Source organism: Sphaerisporangium sp. NPDC005289 (genome assembly GCF_040607455.1).
Taxonomy (GTDB): Bacteria; Actinomycetota; Actinomycetes; order Streptosporangiales; family Streptosporangiaceae; genus Sphaerisporangium; species Sphaerisporangium rhizosphaerae.
This window is the reverse complement of the sequence record NZ_JBEXGS010000005.1, coordinates 236,674-254,522: the sequence shown is the minus strand read 5'-3', so window position 1 is coordinate 254,522 and position 17,849 is coordinate 236,674. Positions and strand designations below refer to the sequence as shown.

Genomic DNA, 17,849 nt, shown 5'->3' with positions numbered 1-17,849 from the left:
GAGGCCCCCATGATCCCCGCAATCCCAGTCGACACCATTAAAGGCGCCATTGTCAGCACATGTCAGGAGATTCCCCCAGGCGTGGCGCGTCTTCACGCCCCATCTCCGGCCGTCCCGGTGACCCGGGCGGTCCTACGCGGAAGATCCTGAGCCCGGCCTCGACGCGTACCCCATCGGCCGCCCCTCCCGGGCGCCGAGATCGCCGAGAAGTTGATTCGCATGTCGAAGTCCCCCCACACCAGCAGTTCCCCTCTCCCGAGTGACAGCCACCGCCCGCGCGCGGGCGTCCGCCCGCGCCGGCACGCCGGCCGGGCCTGTATCGCCGCGGCGCTGTCGGCCCTGCTGACGGTCGCCGTCTCCATCGCCGTCCCGGCGCCCGCCGGCGCGGCGCAGCCGCCGATCAGCCTGGGCAACGCCGCCTCGTTCGGGGTGCTCGCCGGCACCGCCGTCTCCAACACCAACCAGACCGCCGTCACCGGAGACCTCGGGGTCAGCCCTGGCAGCTCGGTGGTCGGCTTCCCGCCCGGCACCGTGAGCGGGTCCACCCACGCCGGCGACGCCGCGGCCGCGGCGGCCATCGCCGACGCCGACGCCGCCTATGACGATGCCGCCGCCCGCACCCCGGTCGTCCCGGTGGCCGCCGAGCTCGGCGCCACCACCAAGCCCCCGGGCGTTCACACCCCGAACAGCGGTAGCACCTTCCAGATCACCGGCACCCTCACGCTCGACGCCCAGGACGACCCCGACGCCCTGTTCATCTTCCGCGCCGCCACGCTCACGACCGCCAACGTCAGCAACATCGCCCTGATCAACGGCGCGCAGGCCGACAACGTCTTCTGGCAGATCAGCGGCTCGGCCACGCTGGGCACCACCTCCACCTTCCGCGGCAACGTGCTGGCCGCCAACAACGTGACGGTCAGCGCGGGCGCCGCCGTGTTCGGCCGCGTCGTCGCCCTCGGCGGCACGGCCGTCCTGCAGGGCACGACCAGCGGGCCGAAGACCCGCATCACGGTGCCCGACGACCCGCCGACCACCACCGCCCTGAGCACCTCGGCCAACCCCACCAGGGACGGCCAGTCGGTGACCTACACCGCGACGGTCAGCCAGGTCTCGGGCACCCTGATCCCGCAGGGCCGGGTGGCCTTCAAGGACGGCGACACGGTCATCGGCTCCGACTTCGTCGACGCCTCGGGCGTGGCCACCTTCACCACCTCGGCCCTTCCGGCCGGGCAGCATCCGATCACCGGCGTCTACCTGGGCGGGGACACCTCAAGCAGCGAGGGCATCGTCCACTTCGCGCCGAGCACGTCCAACCAGATCGTGCAGACCGTCACCACCTCGATCTGGACGCCCTCCGACACCCCGGCCGTCGCCGCGTCGTCCGACACCAGCGCCGTCACGCTCGGCGTGAAGTTCCAGCCGACGTCGAACGGCACGATCAGGGGCATCCGGTTCTACAAGGGCTCCACCAACACCGGCACCCACGTCGGCAGCCTGTGGACCACCGGCGGCACGCTGCTCGCCAGCGCGACCTTCAGCGCCGAGACCGCCTCGGGGTGGCAGCAGGTCAACTTCTCCACCCCGGTCGCCGTCACCGCCGGCACCACCTACGTCGCCTCGTACTTCACCCCGTCGGGGCACTTCTCCTACACGCTGAACTACTTCACCACCCAGCACGCCAACGGCCCGCTCGTCGCGCTCGCCGACGGCGTCCAGGGCGGCAACGGCGTCTACGGCTACAGCGCCACCAGCGCCTTCCCGTCCAGCACCTACCAGTCCGCCAACTACTGGGTCGACGTGGTGTTCGTGCCCGCCAAGAGCCTGTGGGCGCCCACGGCGACCCCCGCGGTGGCCAACAACGCCGACTCGCGCGCCGTCGTGGTCGGGGTCAAGTTCCAGGCCACCACGGCCGGTGTCATCGAGGGCATACGGTTCTACAAGGGCTCCTCCAACACCGGCACCCACACCGTGAGTCTGTGGACCGCCGGCGGCACGCTGCTCGCCAGCGCCACCGCGAGCGGCGAAACGGCCTCCGGGTGGCAGCAGGCCAACTTCTCCACCCCGGTGTCCATCAGCGCCGACACCACCTACGTGGCCTCCTACCACACGACCTCGGGGTTCTTCTCCAACACCACCCCGTACTTCACCTCGCAGTTCACCAGCGGCTCGCTCATAGCGCTGCTGGACGGCCAGCAGGGCGGCAACGGCGTCTACACCTACAGCGCCACCAACGCCTTCCCCACCAGCACCCACCAGAGCTCCAACTACTGGGTGGACGTCGTCTTCACCATCACCTAGCCCTTCCCCCGCCCCCTGACGGGCCCGGCTCTCCCCTGGCGGGCGGAGCCGGGCCCGGTCGACGCGGACGTAAGGCTTTCGCAAGAGCTCGCCAACGCCGGCGCCGACACGGTTCCCTCCGCCGCCCCGCCGGTGGTCGACTGCCCGGGTGAGCATGATCGATCTGGGCACGATTCCCTTCAACCATCCCCACCTGGCGGCGAACGAGCTGGACTACCTCGCCGAGGCGGTGCGCGGGGGGCTCACCTCCGGGGACGGCCCGTTCACCCGGCGCGCCACCGCGCTGCTGCGCGAGCTGACCGGCACCCGCCAGGCGCTGCTGACCACCTCCTGCACGCACGCGCTGGAGATGTCGGCGATCCTGCTCGGCCTGCGCCCCGGCGACGAGGTCGTCATGCCGTCGTTCACCTTCGTGTCCACGGCCAACGCCTACGCCCTGCGCGGGGCGGTCCCGGTGTTCGCCGACTGCCGGCCCGACACGCTCAACCTGGACGAGCGGCTGGTCGAGGCCGCCCTCACCGAGCGCACGCGGGCCATCGTGGTCGTCCACTACGCCGGGGTCGCCTGCGCGATGGAGACCCTGTGCGCGATCGCCGACCGCCACGGCCTCGCCCTGATCGAGGACAACGCCCACGGGCTGGGCGGCTCCCATCACGGCCGGCCCCTCGGGTCCTTCGGCCGCATGGCGGCGCAGAGCTTCCACGTCACCAAGAACGCGCAGTGCGGGGAGGGCGGCGCGCTGCTGCTCAACGACGACGACCTGGTGGCGGGCGCCGAGATCGTCCGCGAGAAGGGCACCGACCGCAGCCGGTTCTTCCGCGGCCAGGTGGACAAGTACCGCTGGGTCGAGATCGGCTCCAGCTACCTGCCCTCCGATGTGCTGGCCGCGCAGCTCACCGCGCAACTGGAGGAGTTCGGCACCATCCAAGCGCGGCGGCACCGGGTGTGGGACGCCTACCACGCCGGGCTGGCCGACTGGGCGGACGCCCACGGCGTCACCCGGCCCACCGTCCCGCCCGGCCTGGCCCACCCCGCCCACCTGTACTACCTGCTGATGCCCTGCCTGGGCTCCCGTCAGGGGATCATCGCCCACCTGGCGGAGCGGGGCGTGCGGGCCGCGTTCCACTACCAGCCTCTGCACACCGCCCCGGCGGGCCTGCGCTACGGCCGCACGGCCGAGGGCGGCTGCCCGGTCACCGAGGACGTGGCCGACCGCCTCGTCCGGCTCCCGCTGTTCACCGGCCTCACCGACTCCGACATCACCCGCGTCATCGAGGCCGTCCGCTCCTACACGCCCCGCACACCGTGACCCCCCGCGACACCGACACCGGCCCCACCCCGGCGTCCCCCACCCACGCCGCGACGCCCACGACATCGAACCCGGCCCCGGACGCGACACGGCACCTGAACCCGGACACGGCGGGGGTCCCGGCATCGGACCAGGCCCCGGACGCGACGCCGGACCTGAAGCCGGACACGACGCGACTACCGGCAACGGACCCGATCTCGGGCGCGCCGTCTCTTACCCGCGCCTGGCCCTCGCATCTGCGCGCCATACCCTCTCCACTGGAGACGGCGCGGTTCGGCCGGACCGTGGAGCGCCTCACCGTCACGGCCGATTCCCCCGCCCGCCTGGACGACGTGCGCGAGGCGATCCTCGCCTCGACCGCCGAGGTCCTGGTCCTGCGCTACCCCGCCGAGCACGTCACCTGGTACGCGGGGCTCACCGGACTGGGCCGCACGGCCTTGTTCGCCGACGCGCTCGTGTACTGGCACCTGATCGCCGGGCGCGGCCGCCCGCCCGAACCGTCCCCGGACCTCGGCACCAGGCCGATCAGCGGGGCGGTCGAGGTAGAGGACCTGGTGGACGCCATCTTCTCCGGCTACGCCAACCACTACGCGGCCAACCCCCTGTTCACCGCCGCCCAGGCGACCGCGGGATACCGCGAATGGGCGCTGCGCTCCGCCGAGGCAGGTCACTGCCTCGCGCTGCACGACCCCGGCACCCAGGCCCTGCTCGGCCTGGCCACCCTGGACGAGGACGGCCCCGCGACGGAGATCCTGCTGGCCGGGGTCGTCCCCTCGGCCCAGGGACGCGGGCTGTACGGTCACCTCCTCAAGGGCGTGGAGGACCACGCCCTCGCCCGCGGCGCGACGCGCGTGCTCATCTCCACCCAGGCCCACAACGTCCGCGTCCAGCGCGCCTGGTCCCGCTACGGCTTCGAACCCGTCCGCACGGTCCTGACCGTGCACCTGCTCCGATAGCGCCCCGCCCGCCGTCACGCCGGGATCGCGGTCACCAAGCGTCCGGGGACGGTCACCTGTGCGCCGGACACGGCGCGGGTGCCCGGCCTACACTCGCGGTGTGGAGGAGGCCAGGGCACGGTTCGCCCTGCGATTACGGGCGTTGAAGGACGCCTCGGGGCTCTCCGTGCGGGCGCTGACGATCGCCAGCGCCCGGACGCCCCGGCGCCGTGCGGGCCAGGAACCGATACGGCTGCGGCGCAGCACGGTCGACGGGATGATCAGCCAGAGCCGGCCCGTCCGGCCCGAGCGGCACAACTTCGAGGTCTTCGTCGACACCTGCATCCGGGTGGCCGCCGAGACGGCCCGCGTCCTGCCGGAAGGGCTCGGCGACCGTGACGCCTGGGACGCGGCCTACCGGGTGCTCCGCGAAGAGACCGACGACCGCGAGCACCTCCGCGACGCGGCCCGCGCCGCCCCTCGCTCCGCCGCGCCACCACCGCCGTACCGCGGCCTCGAAGCCTTCGGCCCGGCCGACGCCGCGTACTTCTTCGGCCGTGACGAGTTGACGGCCGCGCTGCTGGACCGGATCGCCGGCGCCGGCGGCGTGCTGATCGTCATGGGGCCGTCGGGGTCGGGCAAGTCGTCCCTGCTGCGGGCCGGCCTGGTGCCGGCGCTCACCCGCGACGCCGCCACCGCCCCGGTGGTGTTCACCCCGGGCGCCGACGCGTGGCCGACCTTGTGCGAACTCGCCGGAACCGGCCATGACGTCGCCCCGGAGTCCCTGTCCAGGCGTCTCGGGAGCCTGTGGTCCGGCAGGGCCGTCGTCGTCGACCAGTTCGAGGAGGTGTTCACCGGCGGCCAGGAGAGCGGGCGCGGGAAGTTCGTCGAGGTCGTGACGGCGCTGGGCGCCGACGCGGGCGGCCCGCTCGTGGTCGTCCTCGGCGTGCGGGCCGACTTCCTGGGCCACTGCGTCCAGTACCCGGAACTCGTCGCCGCGGTCGAGCGCCCGGTGGCGGTCACGCCGATGACGCGGGAGAACCTGCTGGAGGTCATTCGGGGCCCGGCGCGTGTGGCCGGCCTGACCTTGCAGGACGGCCTCGCCGAGCTGCTGCTGGAAGACCTGCGCAGCGACCGCGACCATGCCGGCGCGGTCGGCGTGCTGCCGCTGCTGTCGCACGCGCTGCGCGAGACCTGGGCGCATCGCGAGGGCACGAATCTGACGCTCGCCGGATACCGCGCGTCGGGGGGCATCGTCCGGTCGCTGGCCCAGACGGCCGACGCCACCGTCAACGCCCTGGACCCGACCTCCCGCCGGACGGCCCGCAGGCTGCTGACCCGGCTGGTCCACCTGGGCGTCGACACCGCCGACACCGCGCGGCGGATGCCGCTTGCCGAACTGCCCGCCGATCCGCTCCACCAGGAGGTCCTGGACCGTCTCGCGCAGGCCCGGCTGGTCACCGTCGACGCCTCGACGGTACAGATCACCCACGAGGCGTTGATCCGCGGCTGGCCCCGGCTGCGGACCTGGGTGGAGGAGGACCGCGCGGACCTGGTGGTGCTGCAGCGCCTCGACCTCGACGCGGCGGCCTGGGACCAGGGCGGGCGCGACGCCGCGTACCTGTACAGCGGCAACCGGCTGCAGACCGCGCGGGACGCCTACGACGCGGCGTCGTGGGCGCACCCGGCGTCCGACGCCAGGACCCGCGCCTTCCTGGCCGCCTCGGAGCGGGCCGCCGCCGAGGCGAGGCGCGCCGCCGCGCGCCTGCGATGGGTGGGCCGGGCGGCGGTGGTCATGCTGACGGTCCTGACCCTGACCGCCACGGCCGCCGGTGTGCTCGCGACGCGCAGCGCCGGCCGGGCCGAGGCGCAGCGCCGCGAGGCGGTGTCGCGGCTGCTGACGGCGCGCGGCGAGGTCATGCGCACGGCCGATCCGATCCTGTCCGGCCTGCTCTCCGCGGCGGCGTGGCGCTACACGCCGACCGACGAGGCCAGGTACGGCATGCTGGCGGCGCTGGCCACACCGCTGGACGCCGTGCTGAACAGCCCGTCCGCCGAGGTCACCGCGGTCGCCGTCAGCCCGGACGGCCGGACCCTCGCCACCGGCGACATGGAGGGGAAGGTGCGGCTGTGGGACGCCGCCGGCCGTCCCAAGGGCGCGCCGCTCACCGGCCACGCCTCCGGCGTCTACCCCATCGTGTTCAGCCCTGACGGGTCGGTCATCGCCTCGGGCGACGGCGACGAGGAACACGACGGCGTGGTCCTGATCAGGGACGCCGCCACCGGGCGGCCGCTGACCGCACCGCTGACCGGTCACAAGGACGCGCTGAGCGCCATCGTCTTCAGCCGCGACGGGGCGACGCTGACCACGGCCGACGGGGCCCAGATCGTCCAGCGCTGGAGCACCAGGACGTGGCGCCGCGTCGGGCCGGCCATCGGCCCGCTGCGCAAGGGCCGGGAGGTGTGGACCCGGCTGAGCCCGGACGGCTCCGCCCTGGCCGTCCAGACCGACCACTCCCGGTCCACGTCCCGCTGGCAGGTCTGGGACCTGGCCACCCGCCGGCCGTACGGGCCGCCGATCCTGGCCGGGGAGATGGCTTTCAGCCCGGACGGGCAGACCATCATGACCTCGAACGACAACCTCGGTGAGGACAGCGGCCTGATCCAGCAGTGGGATCTGACCACCTACCGCAAGGTCGGCGAAGCCGTTCGCGCCGGCACCTCGGTGTACGCGATGACCTACAGTCCGGACGGCCGGACCGTCGCGGTCGGCGGCGGCGACGGCGTCGTCCGCTTCCTCGACGCCCGCACCCGGCGACCGGCGGGTGCCGTCCTGCGCGGCCATGACACCTTCATCGTCGATCTCGCCTACTCCGCCGACGGCACCCGCCTGGTGACCACCGCCGGAGAGCGGAACGCCCGCGTCTGGGACACCACCGTCTGGGCCCAGGTCCCCGGGCCCACGCCCGCCGTCGAGTCCGTCAGCGGGGCCGCGATCAGCGGCGACGGCCGCGTCCTGGCCGTCCGCGGGTGGACGTCCGACCGGCGTCTGCAGGGCTCGGTCCGCGTGCTGGACGCCGCCACCGGCCACCCGACCGGCGACCCGGTGGATCTCGGATCGACCGATTTGTTCTCGGTCAACAACGACATCGCCCTGGGCCGTGACGGCCGCCTCCTGGTCGCCGGCGTTCCCCGCCTCACGCAGGGCGAGGAGGCCGTGACCATCGACGGCACCCGGCTCGTCGTCATGGATCTCGCGACCCGCCGCCCGGTGAGCGCCATCGACCGCCTCCCCGACTCGTTCAGGGCCATCGCCGTCAGCCGGGACGACAGCGTGATCGCCACGTCGGGCGAGAGGATCACGCTGCGCGGCACGACCACCCTGCGGCAGATCGCCGCCTCGCCCCCCTTGAGCTTCGGCGCGAATGCCATGGCCTTCGCCCCCGACGGCAGGGCCATCATGACGGCGGAGACCAACGGCGCCGACACCGGCGCTCTCATCCGCGTGCTGCGCACCAGCGACCTGGCGCAGATCGGCAACCCCTTCCCGGCCCCCGCCTCCGTCACCGCCATGACCGTCAGCGGGGACGGCGCCTACCTGGCGACCGGCGACTCCGACGGCACGTTGCGCCTGTGGGACGTCAGGTCGCGGCGCCAGATCGCGGTCGCGCCGCCCGCCGGCCGCACCGAGCGACCGGCGAGCCTGACGTTCACTCCGGACGGCGCCACCGTGCTGGCCGTCGCGCGCGACGGGAGCGTCAGACGGTGGCCTCTGCGCCTACCGTCCGACCCGTACCGGGCGATGTGCGCGGTGGCCGGGCGGTCGCTGACCTGGCAGGAGTGGAACCAGTTCCTCCCCGGCGGCGAGCCGTACACGGCGACCTGCCCATGACGCGAGCCGTACACGGCGACCTCCCCGTGAGGTGTCCGGTGCCGTCGGACACCCCCGCACCGCCGCCGCCACGCCTCTGAACAGGCCGGACGGAGCCGTCCGCACGAAGGCGTCCGGTCCGCTCGCCGGACGCGCGCACGCTCCCCGACGGTGGTCCCGACCACGAAACCTCCGTCGAGGAGTCACCCCATGCGCGCTTCACTGTTCACCACCACCGCGGCCTCGGCCGCACTGCTCGCCGCCCTGGTCGCCGCCACCCCCGCCCAGACCGCCCTCATCCAGGCCGCTGCCGCCCACGCCGCCACCACGTCGGCCGTGCGTGCCAGGTGCTCGGGGCTGAGCTGCACCTTCTCCTTCTCCCCCGCGACGACGGCCACGATGAAGAGGGCGGCCGACCGGGCCGACTGGCTCAGCGGGCCGGCCGCCGACATCATCTGCGCCCGCATCCCCAACCGCCTGGTCGCGCTCGGCTGCGCGGTCGCGCTGGTCCTCCCCTACAACAACGCCAGGAAGCGCCTCACCGAGGCCTACGCCAAGAACGGGTGCTTCGCGGTCAAGGCCGAACTCGGACACACCCTGCCCATCAGATTCGCGGCCCTGTCCCCGGGCCACCCGTACTGCGACTGACCCCCGACCGGCGGGCGGCGGCATACGACCGCAACCTACGGCGCGCTCCGCCAGGCCGTGCGCAGGGTCTCGATCTCCTCGGGCGTGCTCTCGCGAGCGATGTAGGGAATGTCGAGGATGTGACGACTGCCGGGGAACCGGGCGCGGACGACATCGGCGTCCCGGAGGACCTGCCCGTAGAGGGAGGCGCCGTCCATGCAGAACACGTCGATGACCGCCACCCGCCCGTCGAGCGCCCGCCGCACGTTGCCGGCGTTCAGGTCGATGCCGTCCCACCAGGGCGTTCGGGCCCGGAACTCCGCGTCGACCTCCGCGGCGGCCCGCCGTACCTCGGCGAGGGGCGCATCGCCCTCGCCGTCCCGCCACTGGCGGGCGACCTCCTTGGCCCGCGCCGCGTCGAGTGGGGCCAGGAACTCCAGCACGGCCAGCGTGCCGCCGCCGTTCAGCGGGGTGTCGAAGGCGACGCGCGGCAGGTAGGGGTTGCCGGGCCGGCGGCGGCACAGTTCGAGGAAGGCGGCATAGGCCGGGTCGAACGGGCACACCCTGGCCACCCACATGCCGTCGGGAGAGCGCAGCCCGACCGCCCAGTCCCCGACGCCGCACGGCGTCCACCCCGCCAGCACCAACTCGGCCGTGGCCTCTCGATGGGTCATCGCAGGCCACGCCAGCTCCGGCAACACTCCCGCAGCGTACGGAACGCCCGCACCGCCTCGCATGCGGATTTCCACCCGGGCCGGACGCTCCGCGACCTTCGGGGGCGGAACATGGGACCAGACTTTCAGGGTTCGATGCGAGGCTGGGGCTGGCGAGCGACGCGCGCGAAGGCGACGAAACGCGACCTGGCGCTGACGATCCCCGACGAGGGGAAGCGCGTCCATGCCGCCTCCCTCGCTCTACGGGCGGGCGTAGTAGCCCTGGCGCGACACGCCCAGCACCCGGGCCGGAAGAGAGACGCCATAGCGTGTCTGAGTCATTTGTGACACGTGCCAGGTTTACCGTGATAGAGCCCGGCCGGAACGTCGAAGTGGGCGAGAATCTCTGCCCCCGCCGGTAGTCGGGTCAGGCCGGCGTAGGAGCCTTCGTCGCCGCCGTTCGCGAGGTAATGATCTCGGTCATTGTAGATCTCATTGAGCACGTCGTTGCTGGGCGCCAGCACGTACACGAAGTTGCGGGCGTAGGTGACGGCTTCTTCATAGCCGAGGGTGTCGATGTAGGACCAACTGCCGTCCGATGATCCGATCTGAGCTTCATGGAGATACATGCGGGCGTCGGGAGCGGCGTTGCCCAATGCGTCGCAGGTGTTCGGATCGCTGGAGACCAGCAAGACCATGCGTTGGCGGATGGTCAGTGGGCCCCGGACTTGACCGGAGAGCCGGAACGGCCCGGTGATGGGTAATCGTCCCTCGTTGATCTCTACGGGGCAGAAGGTGACCCCTGCGGCGTGGTCAGGTGTGGGCTGGACCATGGCCGGTCCGGTCGCCTTACCCGCGCAGACCGGTGTCGGCTGGTCATTACGATTGGACGTCCACCAGATGGCGCCCCCGGCGGCAACGACAACAACGGTTGCGAGGATGGCTAACGGCGCGGCCCAGCGACGCCGCGTTGCGGCAGCCGGCGCTGATTCCACCCGTACAAGTGGCTCGGATGGTTCAAGCGGTGAGGCAGCGTTATGCGCGTCATCCCACAGATTGCCAATGAGGTCCGGGTCCGTTCCGCATAGCTCAGCCCATTGTTGTGCTTGCTCGCGCGTAGGTTGCGCCTTGCCGGCGAGCCATCGGCTTATGGTCGCCTTCGACGCGTACATCTGGGTGGCCAGTTCTTGCATGCTGCGAGCGGTTTGGTCACGGCCACGACGCATCTCTTCGATCAAGGCTCGCCGCCGTGGCGGGACATCGGGCGGAAGTTCGGCCATCGGGCCGGGCTTTCTGCGGCGCGGCGGAGTTCGATCCATCAGCCCTCGCATCGGTAACGTTTCGAGTTGCCCCCGTACGGCCTGCGCGAACCCTATGAAACGTTACCAGGAGCATAAAAACCCTTCACTAGTCGTGATTGCTGGATAGAGGCTGTCGTGGTCCAGACCCCTCTGCGATATCGATGTGAAGGAGCACGATGGCCACCTGTTCCTGGGCAAGGCTGATCGCTGTGGCCACGCTCGCGGCAACCATCCTGGTCACCATTGACGGCAGTCCGGCCGCCGCTGACACGAACGCTTGCAGCAATCCCGTGCTGGCGTCCGATCTGAACGACTGGGGCTCACTCGACGGCGCCTCGGTCAGCCGCGACCCGGTCGGTGAACCGATCGGCGCGAGCTGGGCGTTCGACACCGGCGGCCGCGAGTTCTACATGCCCTCGCTCTCCGTCACCCCCGGCCAGAGCTGGACGGTCTCCGCGAAAGACGCGGTCGTGTTCGGCTCCGGGTCGGCGAAGATCGCCGTCGATTGGTTCAGCTCGACCGGCGACTATCTGGGCGAACAGCAAGCGCCATCGGTCACACTGCCGGCCTCAACGGCGTCGGCGGGCACCTGGGTGCTCGTGTCGGCGACCTTCACCGTGCCCAGCGGTGCGGCCTTCGCCCACGTCCTGCAGATCGGCGACTTCGGCTCGGCCACCGGCACGGACTTCAAGGCCACCGTCTGCAACTACCAACTCGCCACCACATCGCCCAGCGACTCGGCCGCGGTCCGCTACGGGTGGGGTTCCGCCGTCGCCGGCCAGTCCGATGAGTACAACGCGACCAGCGTCGACCTCGCCAAGTGGGGACTGTTCGGCGCCGATCCCGGCCAGCGGACCGGTTGCACGCCCGGCTTCAACGGCCACGGCCGGCGCTGCGCGGCGCAGACCACCGAGTCGGGCGGTTTCCTGTCAGTATCCGGTACCGCGGATGGTGTGACGGGCGGCCTCTACGCCAGGACCAGGCCCTTCAAGTACGGGCGCATCGAGGTCCGAGAGCGAGCAGTCCAACTCTCGATGTCCGGCGGCCGGTACGGCGCGGTGCCACTGCTCTGGCCGGCCGACGACAACAACTGGCAGAGCGCGGAGATCGACTTCGCCGAGCGCCCGGTCGGTGACCCGGAGATCGACCTCTTCGTGCATCACGACGGAACCCAGACCTACTGCCCGCTGGCGATCGATTCAACGCAGTTTCACAATTACGCGATCGACTGGCAGCCGAACTCGGTCACGTGGTACGTCGATGGCAACCTCGTTTGCACGGTCAATGCCGCTGTCCCGTACTTCAACGTCACCAACGGCGGCGCCCAGCTCGACATGATCCCGGCCACCGGCCCGATGCGCGCCGCCCGCCAGGACATCGACTGGATCCGGATGTACCAAAACTCCCACACCCAATACCAGTGAAAGGAGAAATCCCCACCACGCCGGGATCCCGCGGTCATCTCACAGCTACGTTCCGAGCCGCCCGACTTCATATGTCCCCCTGATCGGAGCGTGAGGAGGCGAGGACCCGTACCTCATAACCTTCTACAGGCCCCGATGGCCGCCTCGCTCCGCGCCACCCAAGCCAAAGGGTCACCGGCGCAACATGGCCGCCGGCGGTGCCTCACTCATCGGGCACCTCGAGTTACGCCGGCCTCGTCTGATTCCTGTCAACCACCGAGAAGGTACCCCCATGCCAATCAATCCATTGATCCGGCGACCGCGCCGGATACTCACCCATCTATTTCTCTTACTTGCCCTATGCACCGCCACACAGGTCACCGGAGCCGCCTCCGCACTCGCCGGAGCCGGATCCGACACGCTCTACGGCAGCACCAACGAGACGCTCTACGGGGCCCAGAACCAAGGCATCTTCTCGCCGGGCGGAACCTACGAGGCGCGCATGCAAAGCGACGGCAACTTCGTCGTCTACGGACCCAACGGCCCACTGTGGTCCAGCAACACCCACGGCACGAACGCCCGGCTCGTCATGCAGTCCGATGGCAACCTTGTCATCTACGCTGACTCCGGGGTGTTGTTCACCACCAACACCCAGAACCGCGGCGGCAACCGGCTGGTCATGCAGACCGACGGCAACTTGGTCCTGTATGGCTCAAGCCCGATCTGGGCGAGCAAAGATCCAGGCGAACGCGCCATCCAATGGTTCTACAACAACACCGGCCGCACCGACTATGAAGGCAAGTGCGAGCTGGCCGTGGAGAACGCCTTCGGCACCAGCGGCCGCTACGCGACGGCGCGGGCGAACTGGAACGCCCGGGCCCAGCAGCAGCCTTACACGAACGCCCCACGCGGCAGCCTGGTCTTCTACGACACCAGCTCGGCCGGCCACGTCGCCATCAGCATCGGTGGAGGCAATGTTTACTCCAGTAGTGCCAATGGGCGGATTGGAATAGAACCGATCTCATACTTCCAAAGGCCGTTCGGCTGGGCGTACGCGCCCTGGTAGCTCACATCCAGTCCGCAGGCGGAGCCGGCAGGAACCGCCTGCGGACCGCCGCCGCACACCTCTGGGAGACCGGCCTCGGCGGTCCCCTGGAGCGACGGCGGGCGAAGATGCCTCCGCCGTGACCGCCTACCGGGCGGACACGACTTCGGCGGCGTGCGTCACGTCAACGCCGATGTGCCGCATGCGCTCGACCACTCCGCATCCCGTGTACGGCCGCCCCTACCTCGCCGGCGCGGCGCGGTCACTTTCCGCCCAGTGTTGAGGAAGTACACGCTCGTACGCTTTGGACACGAGGCAACGCGCCTCCTTTGCGTTCGCACACTCCAGTACGCGAGGAGAAGGCATCATGAGTTCCACCGCGGTCAACGTCGTGCTCGTGCACGGCGCCTTCGTCGACGGGTCAGGATGGCAGGGCGTCCACGGCCTGCTCACACGGGACGGCTACCGGGTCAGCGTCACCCAGAACCCGGGGCTGACGCTGGAGGGGGACGTCGAGGCGGTCCGGCAGGTGCTGGATCTTCAGGACGGTCCCACCGTGCTCGTCGGGCACTCCTACGGCGGCTCGATCATCAGTGAGGCCGGTACCCATCCGCGGGTGTCGGCGCTGGTCTACGTCACCGCGTTCGCGCCCGACAAGGGAGAGTCGGTGCAGACGCTGCTCGCCGACTCCCCGCCCGGCACGCCCGCGCCGCCGATCGTCCCCGTGGGCGACAACTTCCTGGTCCTGGACCGCGAGGAGTTCCACGGCGCCTTCGCCGGCGACCTGCCCGCGGAACTGGCCGCGTTCATGGCCGACTCGCAGGTGCCCTGGGGCCTCGGCGCGGCCGGCGGCATGGTCACCGAGCCCGCCTGGCGCAGCAAGCCCACCTGGTACCTGGTCTCCACCGGTGACCGGACGATCCCGCCGGCCCTTCAGCGCAAGATGGCCGAGCGCGCGGGCGCCACGGTGGTGGAGGCCTCCGGCAGCCACGCCATCTACATCTCCCAGCCGCAGGCCGTCGCCGACCTGATCAAGCAGGCGGCCGCCGGCAGTTGACGCCGAAAGCCGGGCGGCGGTGGCCGCCCGGCTCCTCGCCGAGCTCTGCCAGGAACGCCGCGGCGCGGCGGGCGAAAAGGTGGGCCTCGCGTGCGGCCGACAGCGTCCGGGCCCTCTCCGCGGCGGCCCTGACGACCGCGACGGGCTCGCCGAGAGCCCGCAGCACCCGTGCCCGCAGCAGCAGGATCAGGCCCTCGGAGTAGCGCTGGCCATAGGTGTCGAGGTAGTGGTCGGCCCGGTCAAGGGCGGTCGCGGCCTCGGCCGGCGATCCGGCCATGAGGCGCATGTCGCCGAGCAGGCCGTACCAGGTGGCGACGCACGAGCGCGGCGGGTCGAGGAGGTTCGCGGCGATGATCCGTTCAGCCTCCGCCGCGGCGCCGGCCGGGTCCCGACCGGTCATGGCCAGCGCCCAGCACCGGGCCAGCCGCTGGTAGGTGCCGAGGAAGACGAAGGACCACTCGGGATCCACGGCGATTCCCCGCTCCGCCGCGTGAAGCGCCGAGACGGGGTCGCCGACGACCACGGCGATCCTCACCGCGATGGTGGCCCAGATCGTGACCCCGTAGAGGCTGTCGCCCGCGTCGGTCCGCAGCGTGCCGAGCAGTGCCTGTGCCGCTTCGACGTCGCCGTGCACTGCGGTCGTCTCCGCCAGCAATCCGGCCGAGAGCAGTTGCAGGTCGTGCCGGACCGGGTTCCCCTCACGGCGGGCGAGGTCGCCGGGCATGATCCGGTCGGCCTGGTTCAGAAACCGGAAGGCCTCGCCGATGTTGCCGACGTCCCACTGCTGGATACCCCAGGCGCGCAGGCCATACGAGCGCACGATCGGGTCGCCGGACGCCTCGCCCAGTTCGAGCAGCCGGCGCGCCAGCGGGCCGCTGCGGTCGAGCCGGACGGCCTGAGCGTGCAGAACCCAGCGGGAGAAGAGGAAGTCGGCGGCCTCCACCTCCCGGCCGAGGTCGCGGGCCAGTCGCTCGGCGCGTTCCAGCAGGTCCGCCGAGGTCCCGTACATCGAGCGCATCCCGGCGACCGCGGTGAGCCGTGACAGCGCGGACAGTTCCAGCTCCGTCAGCCCCGCCGTCCGCGCGATCCGCGCGGCCATCCGCAGGTGCCGCTCGGCGGACTCGAACGCGGACTTGGCCGCCGCGCTGCGACCCGCGCGCACCAGAGACCGCGCGGTGCGGGCCGGGTCCGCGAGCGGACCGGCGGCGCACAGGTGATAGGCGAGACTCTCGGCGACGGACTCATCCTCCCTGTCGAGGCTCTCCAGCGCCTCCGCGACGCGCAGGTGCAGCCGGGGCGCCCGCCGCCGCGGGGTGGTCTCGGCGACCGACTCACGGACCAGGTCGTGCGAGAAACGGAAGTTGTACGGGTCACCGGGAACCGGCGCGAGCAGGCCGAGCGCGTCCAGGGGTTCGAGGCGATCGAGGCAGGTCGCGAGGTCGATCTCGGCGGTATGGGCGAGCAGGTTGAGGCAGACGTTCCGGCCGATGAGCGCGGCGACCTGGAGCAGGTCCCGGGCGTCGTCGTCGAGGCCGGCCATCCGGTCGCGCACGATGTCCCGCACGGTGAACGGCACCCCTGCCCGTGCCACGTCATCCCCGGTGAGCCCGCCGCCGTCGGCCAGCATCCGTGACAGTTCCCGGACGAAGAACGGGTTGCCGCCGGTGCGGGCGTGGATGCCACGGGTGGCCTCCCGTCCGGGGGCCTGGCCGGTCTCGCCACGGACGATCTCGGCCACCTCGTCCAGGGCGAGCGGACCGAGGTGAAGGCGACGGTGGCCGGGGACACGGCTGACCGCGGCGAGCATCCGTGACAGCTCGGTACCGGGCGCCGGCGCGCGGTCGCGGAGGGCGCCGATGATCACCGTGCCGCCGGGCGGCTGGGCCGCCAGATGGCTGAACAACCGCAACGAGGCGACGTCGGCCCACTGAAGGTCGTCGACGACGAGCAGCGCCGGCCGCGACCCCGAGAACTCGCCGACAGCGGCCACGACCTGCTGGAACAGGCGGAACTGGACGCCGCCGTCCGGCAACGCGGGCGCGGCCAGGCCGTCGTCGCGCGCGGCGACGAGACGGCCGAGGTCACCGGCGAGCCACCTCTCGCGCGCCGCGGCGGGCAGCGCGCCCAGCACCGTGCCGAGCACCTGGACCCACGGCCACATGGACGGCGTCGCGTCCCCTTCCAGGCAGCGGCCCCAGACGACGAGCGCTCCGCGCCGGCCCGCCTCGGCGGCGGTCTCCTCCAGCAGGCGGGTCTTGCCCACCCCCGGCTCGCCCTCCACGATGACGAGCCCCGCGCCGCCGGTGAGTGCCGACTCCGCCGCCTGCCGCAGCGTCGCCAGTTCCTCGACCCGGCCGACCAGGCTGTCGGCGGGCCGCGTCCCGGCGGGCGGCGGCGGGGTCCTGCTCAGTACCCGCCGATGCGCGGCCTGCAATGCCGGGCCGGGATGGATGCCGAGCTCCTCGGCCAGACGGCTGCGGGCCGTCCGGAACACCGACAGCGCCTGCGCCTGCTGCCCGGCGGCGTCCAGGGCGGAGATGAGGCCGGCCTGCACAGGCTCGTGCAATGGCGCCATCGAGGCGGCCAGATGCAACGGTGACAGCACCGGCTCCGGGCGGCCAAGGGACACCGCCAGGTCGGCCGCCGCCTCGCACGCGGCGAAGAACTCGCCGTCCAGCCCCGCGAAGAGCGACATCGCGGCCGGTCCGTAGGCCAGCCCTTCGCCCGCGGAACCCTGCCAGAGCCGTAATGCCTCCACATAGCGGTCCAGCGCCGCCTCGCTACGCCGCCCGGCGAGGTCCGCCTCGGCACGCTGCACGAGGTCCCGGAAGACGGCCAGGTCGAGCATGCCGGGCCCGGCCGCGAACACATAGCCGTCGCCCCTGCGGTGCAGGTATGAGCCGGTCCCGCGGATCGGGAGCGTGGGCTCCAGCAGGCGCCGCAGCGCGCCGACGTGCTTGTGGACGAGGTTGACCGCGCTGGCCGGGGCGTCGCCGTCCCAGATCACATCGACCAGCTCGCTCGTGCTGATCAGCCTGCCCTCACGGGCCAGGAGCAGCGCGAGCAGATACGCCCGCTGCCGGGGTCCGGCGTCCAGCTCGACATCGCCACGCCAGAGCCGCAACGGACCGAGAATCCGCAGCCGCAGGATGCCGGACGCGGAACCGGCCTCGCCACCACTCGGACGAACTGACACGGCCACGCTGGTCACCCCCCTCTGCACTGCCATGACGGAGCGCCGGCCACGCGGGCCGGATCGCGCACCCGTCCCTGCGCGGGAAGTGTACGACTCTGCTACGGGCCCGCGCCGCCCCCGCTCCCCGCGCGCACGACGTGGTGGGGAGCGGCGC

Annotated in this window: 11 protein-coding genes; 8 read left to right on the top strand and 3 right to left on the bottom strand. The window is 71.8% G+C overall.

Translation table 11 applies throughout. The features are described from left to right. The first annotated feature begins 219 nt into the window (after positions 1 to 219). From ABZT47_RS11835 to ABZT47_RS11815, 5 genes are all read left to right on the top strand, one after another. Entirely contained in the window at positions 220 to 2,298 is a 2,079-nt protein-coding gene (locus ABZT47_RS11835; RefSeq protein WP_354839333.1) for a DUF4082 domain-containing protein, read from the top strand. A gap of 154 nt (positions 2,299 to 2,452) precedes the next feature. Further along, positions 2,453 to 3,607 (top strand): dTDP-4-amino-4,6-dideoxygalactose transaminase, encoded by a 1,155-nt coding sequence (rffA, locus tag ABZT47_RS11830; RefSeq protein ID WP_354839726.1) that lies wholly within the window; start codon positions 2,453 to 2,455, stop codon positions 3,605 to 3,607. 284 nt (positions 3,608 to 3,891) lie between these two features. Further along, positions 3,892 to 4,563, top strand: a complete 672-nt coding sequence (locus tag ABZT47_RS11825; protein ID WP_354839330.1) for a GNAT family N-acetyltransferase — start codon at positions 3,892 to 3,894, stop codon at positions 4,561 to 4,563. Positions 4,564 to 4,663: 100 nt separating this feature from the next. After that, positions 4,664 to 8,434, top strand: a complete 3,771-nt coding sequence (locus ABZT47_RS11820; protein ID WP_354839327.1) for an AAA family ATPase — start codon at positions 4,664 to 4,666, stop codon at positions 8,432 to 8,434. Positions 8,435 to 8,623: 189 nt separating this feature from the next. Then, positions 8,624 to 9,061 carry a hypothetical protein gene (locus tag ABZT47_RS11815; RefSeq protein WP_354839324.1) on the top strand — a complete coding sequence of 146 codons (438 nt, stop codon included), beginning with the start codon at positions 8,624 to 8,626 and terminating at the stop codon, positions 9,059 to 9,061. A 35-nt stretch (positions 9,062 to 9,096) separates the two neighbouring features. Here the strand turns inward: ABZT47_RS11815 and ABZT47_RS11810 are convergent, their stop codons facing one another. Continuing rightward, positions 9,097 to 9,714 (bottom strand): hypothetical protein, encoded by a 618-nt coding sequence (locus tag ABZT47_RS11810; protein WP_354839321.1) that lies wholly within the window; start codon positions 9,712 to 9,714, stop codon positions 9,097 to 9,099. A gap of 317 nt (positions 9,715 to 10,031) precedes the next feature. Beyond that, complete coding sequence (locus ABZT47_RS11805; RefSeq protein WP_354839318.1) at positions 10,032 to 10,931, bottom strand: helix-turn-helix transcriptional regulator; 900 nt, start codon at positions 10,929 to 10,931, stop codon at positions 10,032 to 10,034. Between the two features lie 239 nt (positions 10,932 to 11,170). Here ABZT47_RS11805 and ABZT47_RS11800 point away from each other — a divergent pair, with 239 nt between their 5' ends. From ABZT47_RS11800 to ABZT47_RS11790, 3 genes are all read left to right on the top strand, one after another. Further along, on the top strand, positions 11,171 to 12,418 hold the full coding sequence (locus tag ABZT47_RS11800; protein WP_354839315.1) for a glycoside hydrolase family 16 protein: 1,248 nt from the start codon (positions 11,171 to 11,173) through the stop codon (positions 12,416 to 12,418). 271 nt (positions 12,419 to 12,689) lie between these two features. After that, the gene (locus ABZT47_RS11795; RefSeq protein WP_354839312.1) at positions 12,690 to 13,463 is read left to right on the top strand and encodes a hypothetical protein; all 774 of its coding nucleotides are present in this window, start codon (positions 12,690 to 12,692) and stop codon (positions 13,461 to 13,463) included. A 346-nt stretch (positions 13,464 to 13,809) separates the two neighbouring features. Then, positions 13,810 to 14,499, top strand: a complete 690-nt coding sequence (locus ABZT47_RS11790; protein WP_354839310.1) for an alpha/beta hydrolase — start codon at positions 13,810 to 13,812, stop codon at positions 14,497 to 14,499. Here the strand turns inward: ABZT47_RS11790 and ABZT47_RS11785 are convergent. Continuing rightward, positions 14,474 to 17,701: a BTAD domain-containing putative transcriptional regulator gene (locus tag ABZT47_RS11785; protein ID WP_354839308.1), complete on the bottom strand. Its 3,228-nt coding sequence runs from the start codon at positions 17,699 to 17,701 to the stop codon at positions 14,474 to 14,476. The two genes, ABZT47_RS11790 and ABZT47_RS11785, sit on opposite strands and share 26 nt — an antisense overlap. Positions 17,702 to 17,849 lie beyond the last annotated feature (148 nt).

Bases quoted from the DNA above. Each gene is read 5' to 3' on its own strand.
- ABZT47_RS11835 (WP_354839333.1), top strand. From the start codon at position 220: ATGTCGAAGTCCCCCCACACCAGCAGTTCCCCTCTCCCGAGTGACAGC.
- rffA (WP_354839726.1), top strand. From the start codon at position 2,453: ATGATCGATCTGGGCACGATTCCCTTCAACCATCCCCACCTGGCGGCG.
- ABZT47_RS11815 (WP_354839324.1), top strand. From the start codon at position 8,624: ATGCGCGCTTCACTGTTCACCACCACCGCGGCCTCGGCCGCACTGCTC.
- ABZT47_RS11810 (WP_354839321.1), bottom strand. From the start codon at position 9,714: ATGACCCATCGAGAGGCCACGGCCGAGTTGGTGCTGGCGGGGTGGACG.
- ABZT47_RS11800 (WP_354839315.1), top strand. From the start codon at position 11,171: ATGGCCACCTGTTCCTGGGCAAGGCTGATCGCTGTGGCCACGCTCGCG.
- ABZT47_RS11795 (WP_354839312.1), top strand. From the start codon at position 12,690: ATGCCAATCAATCCATTGATCCGGCGACCGCGCCGGATACTCACCCAT.
- ABZT47_RS11790 (WP_354839310.1), top strand. From the start codon at position 13,810: ATGAGTTCCACCGCGGTCAACGTCGTGCTCGTGCACGGCGCCTTCGTC.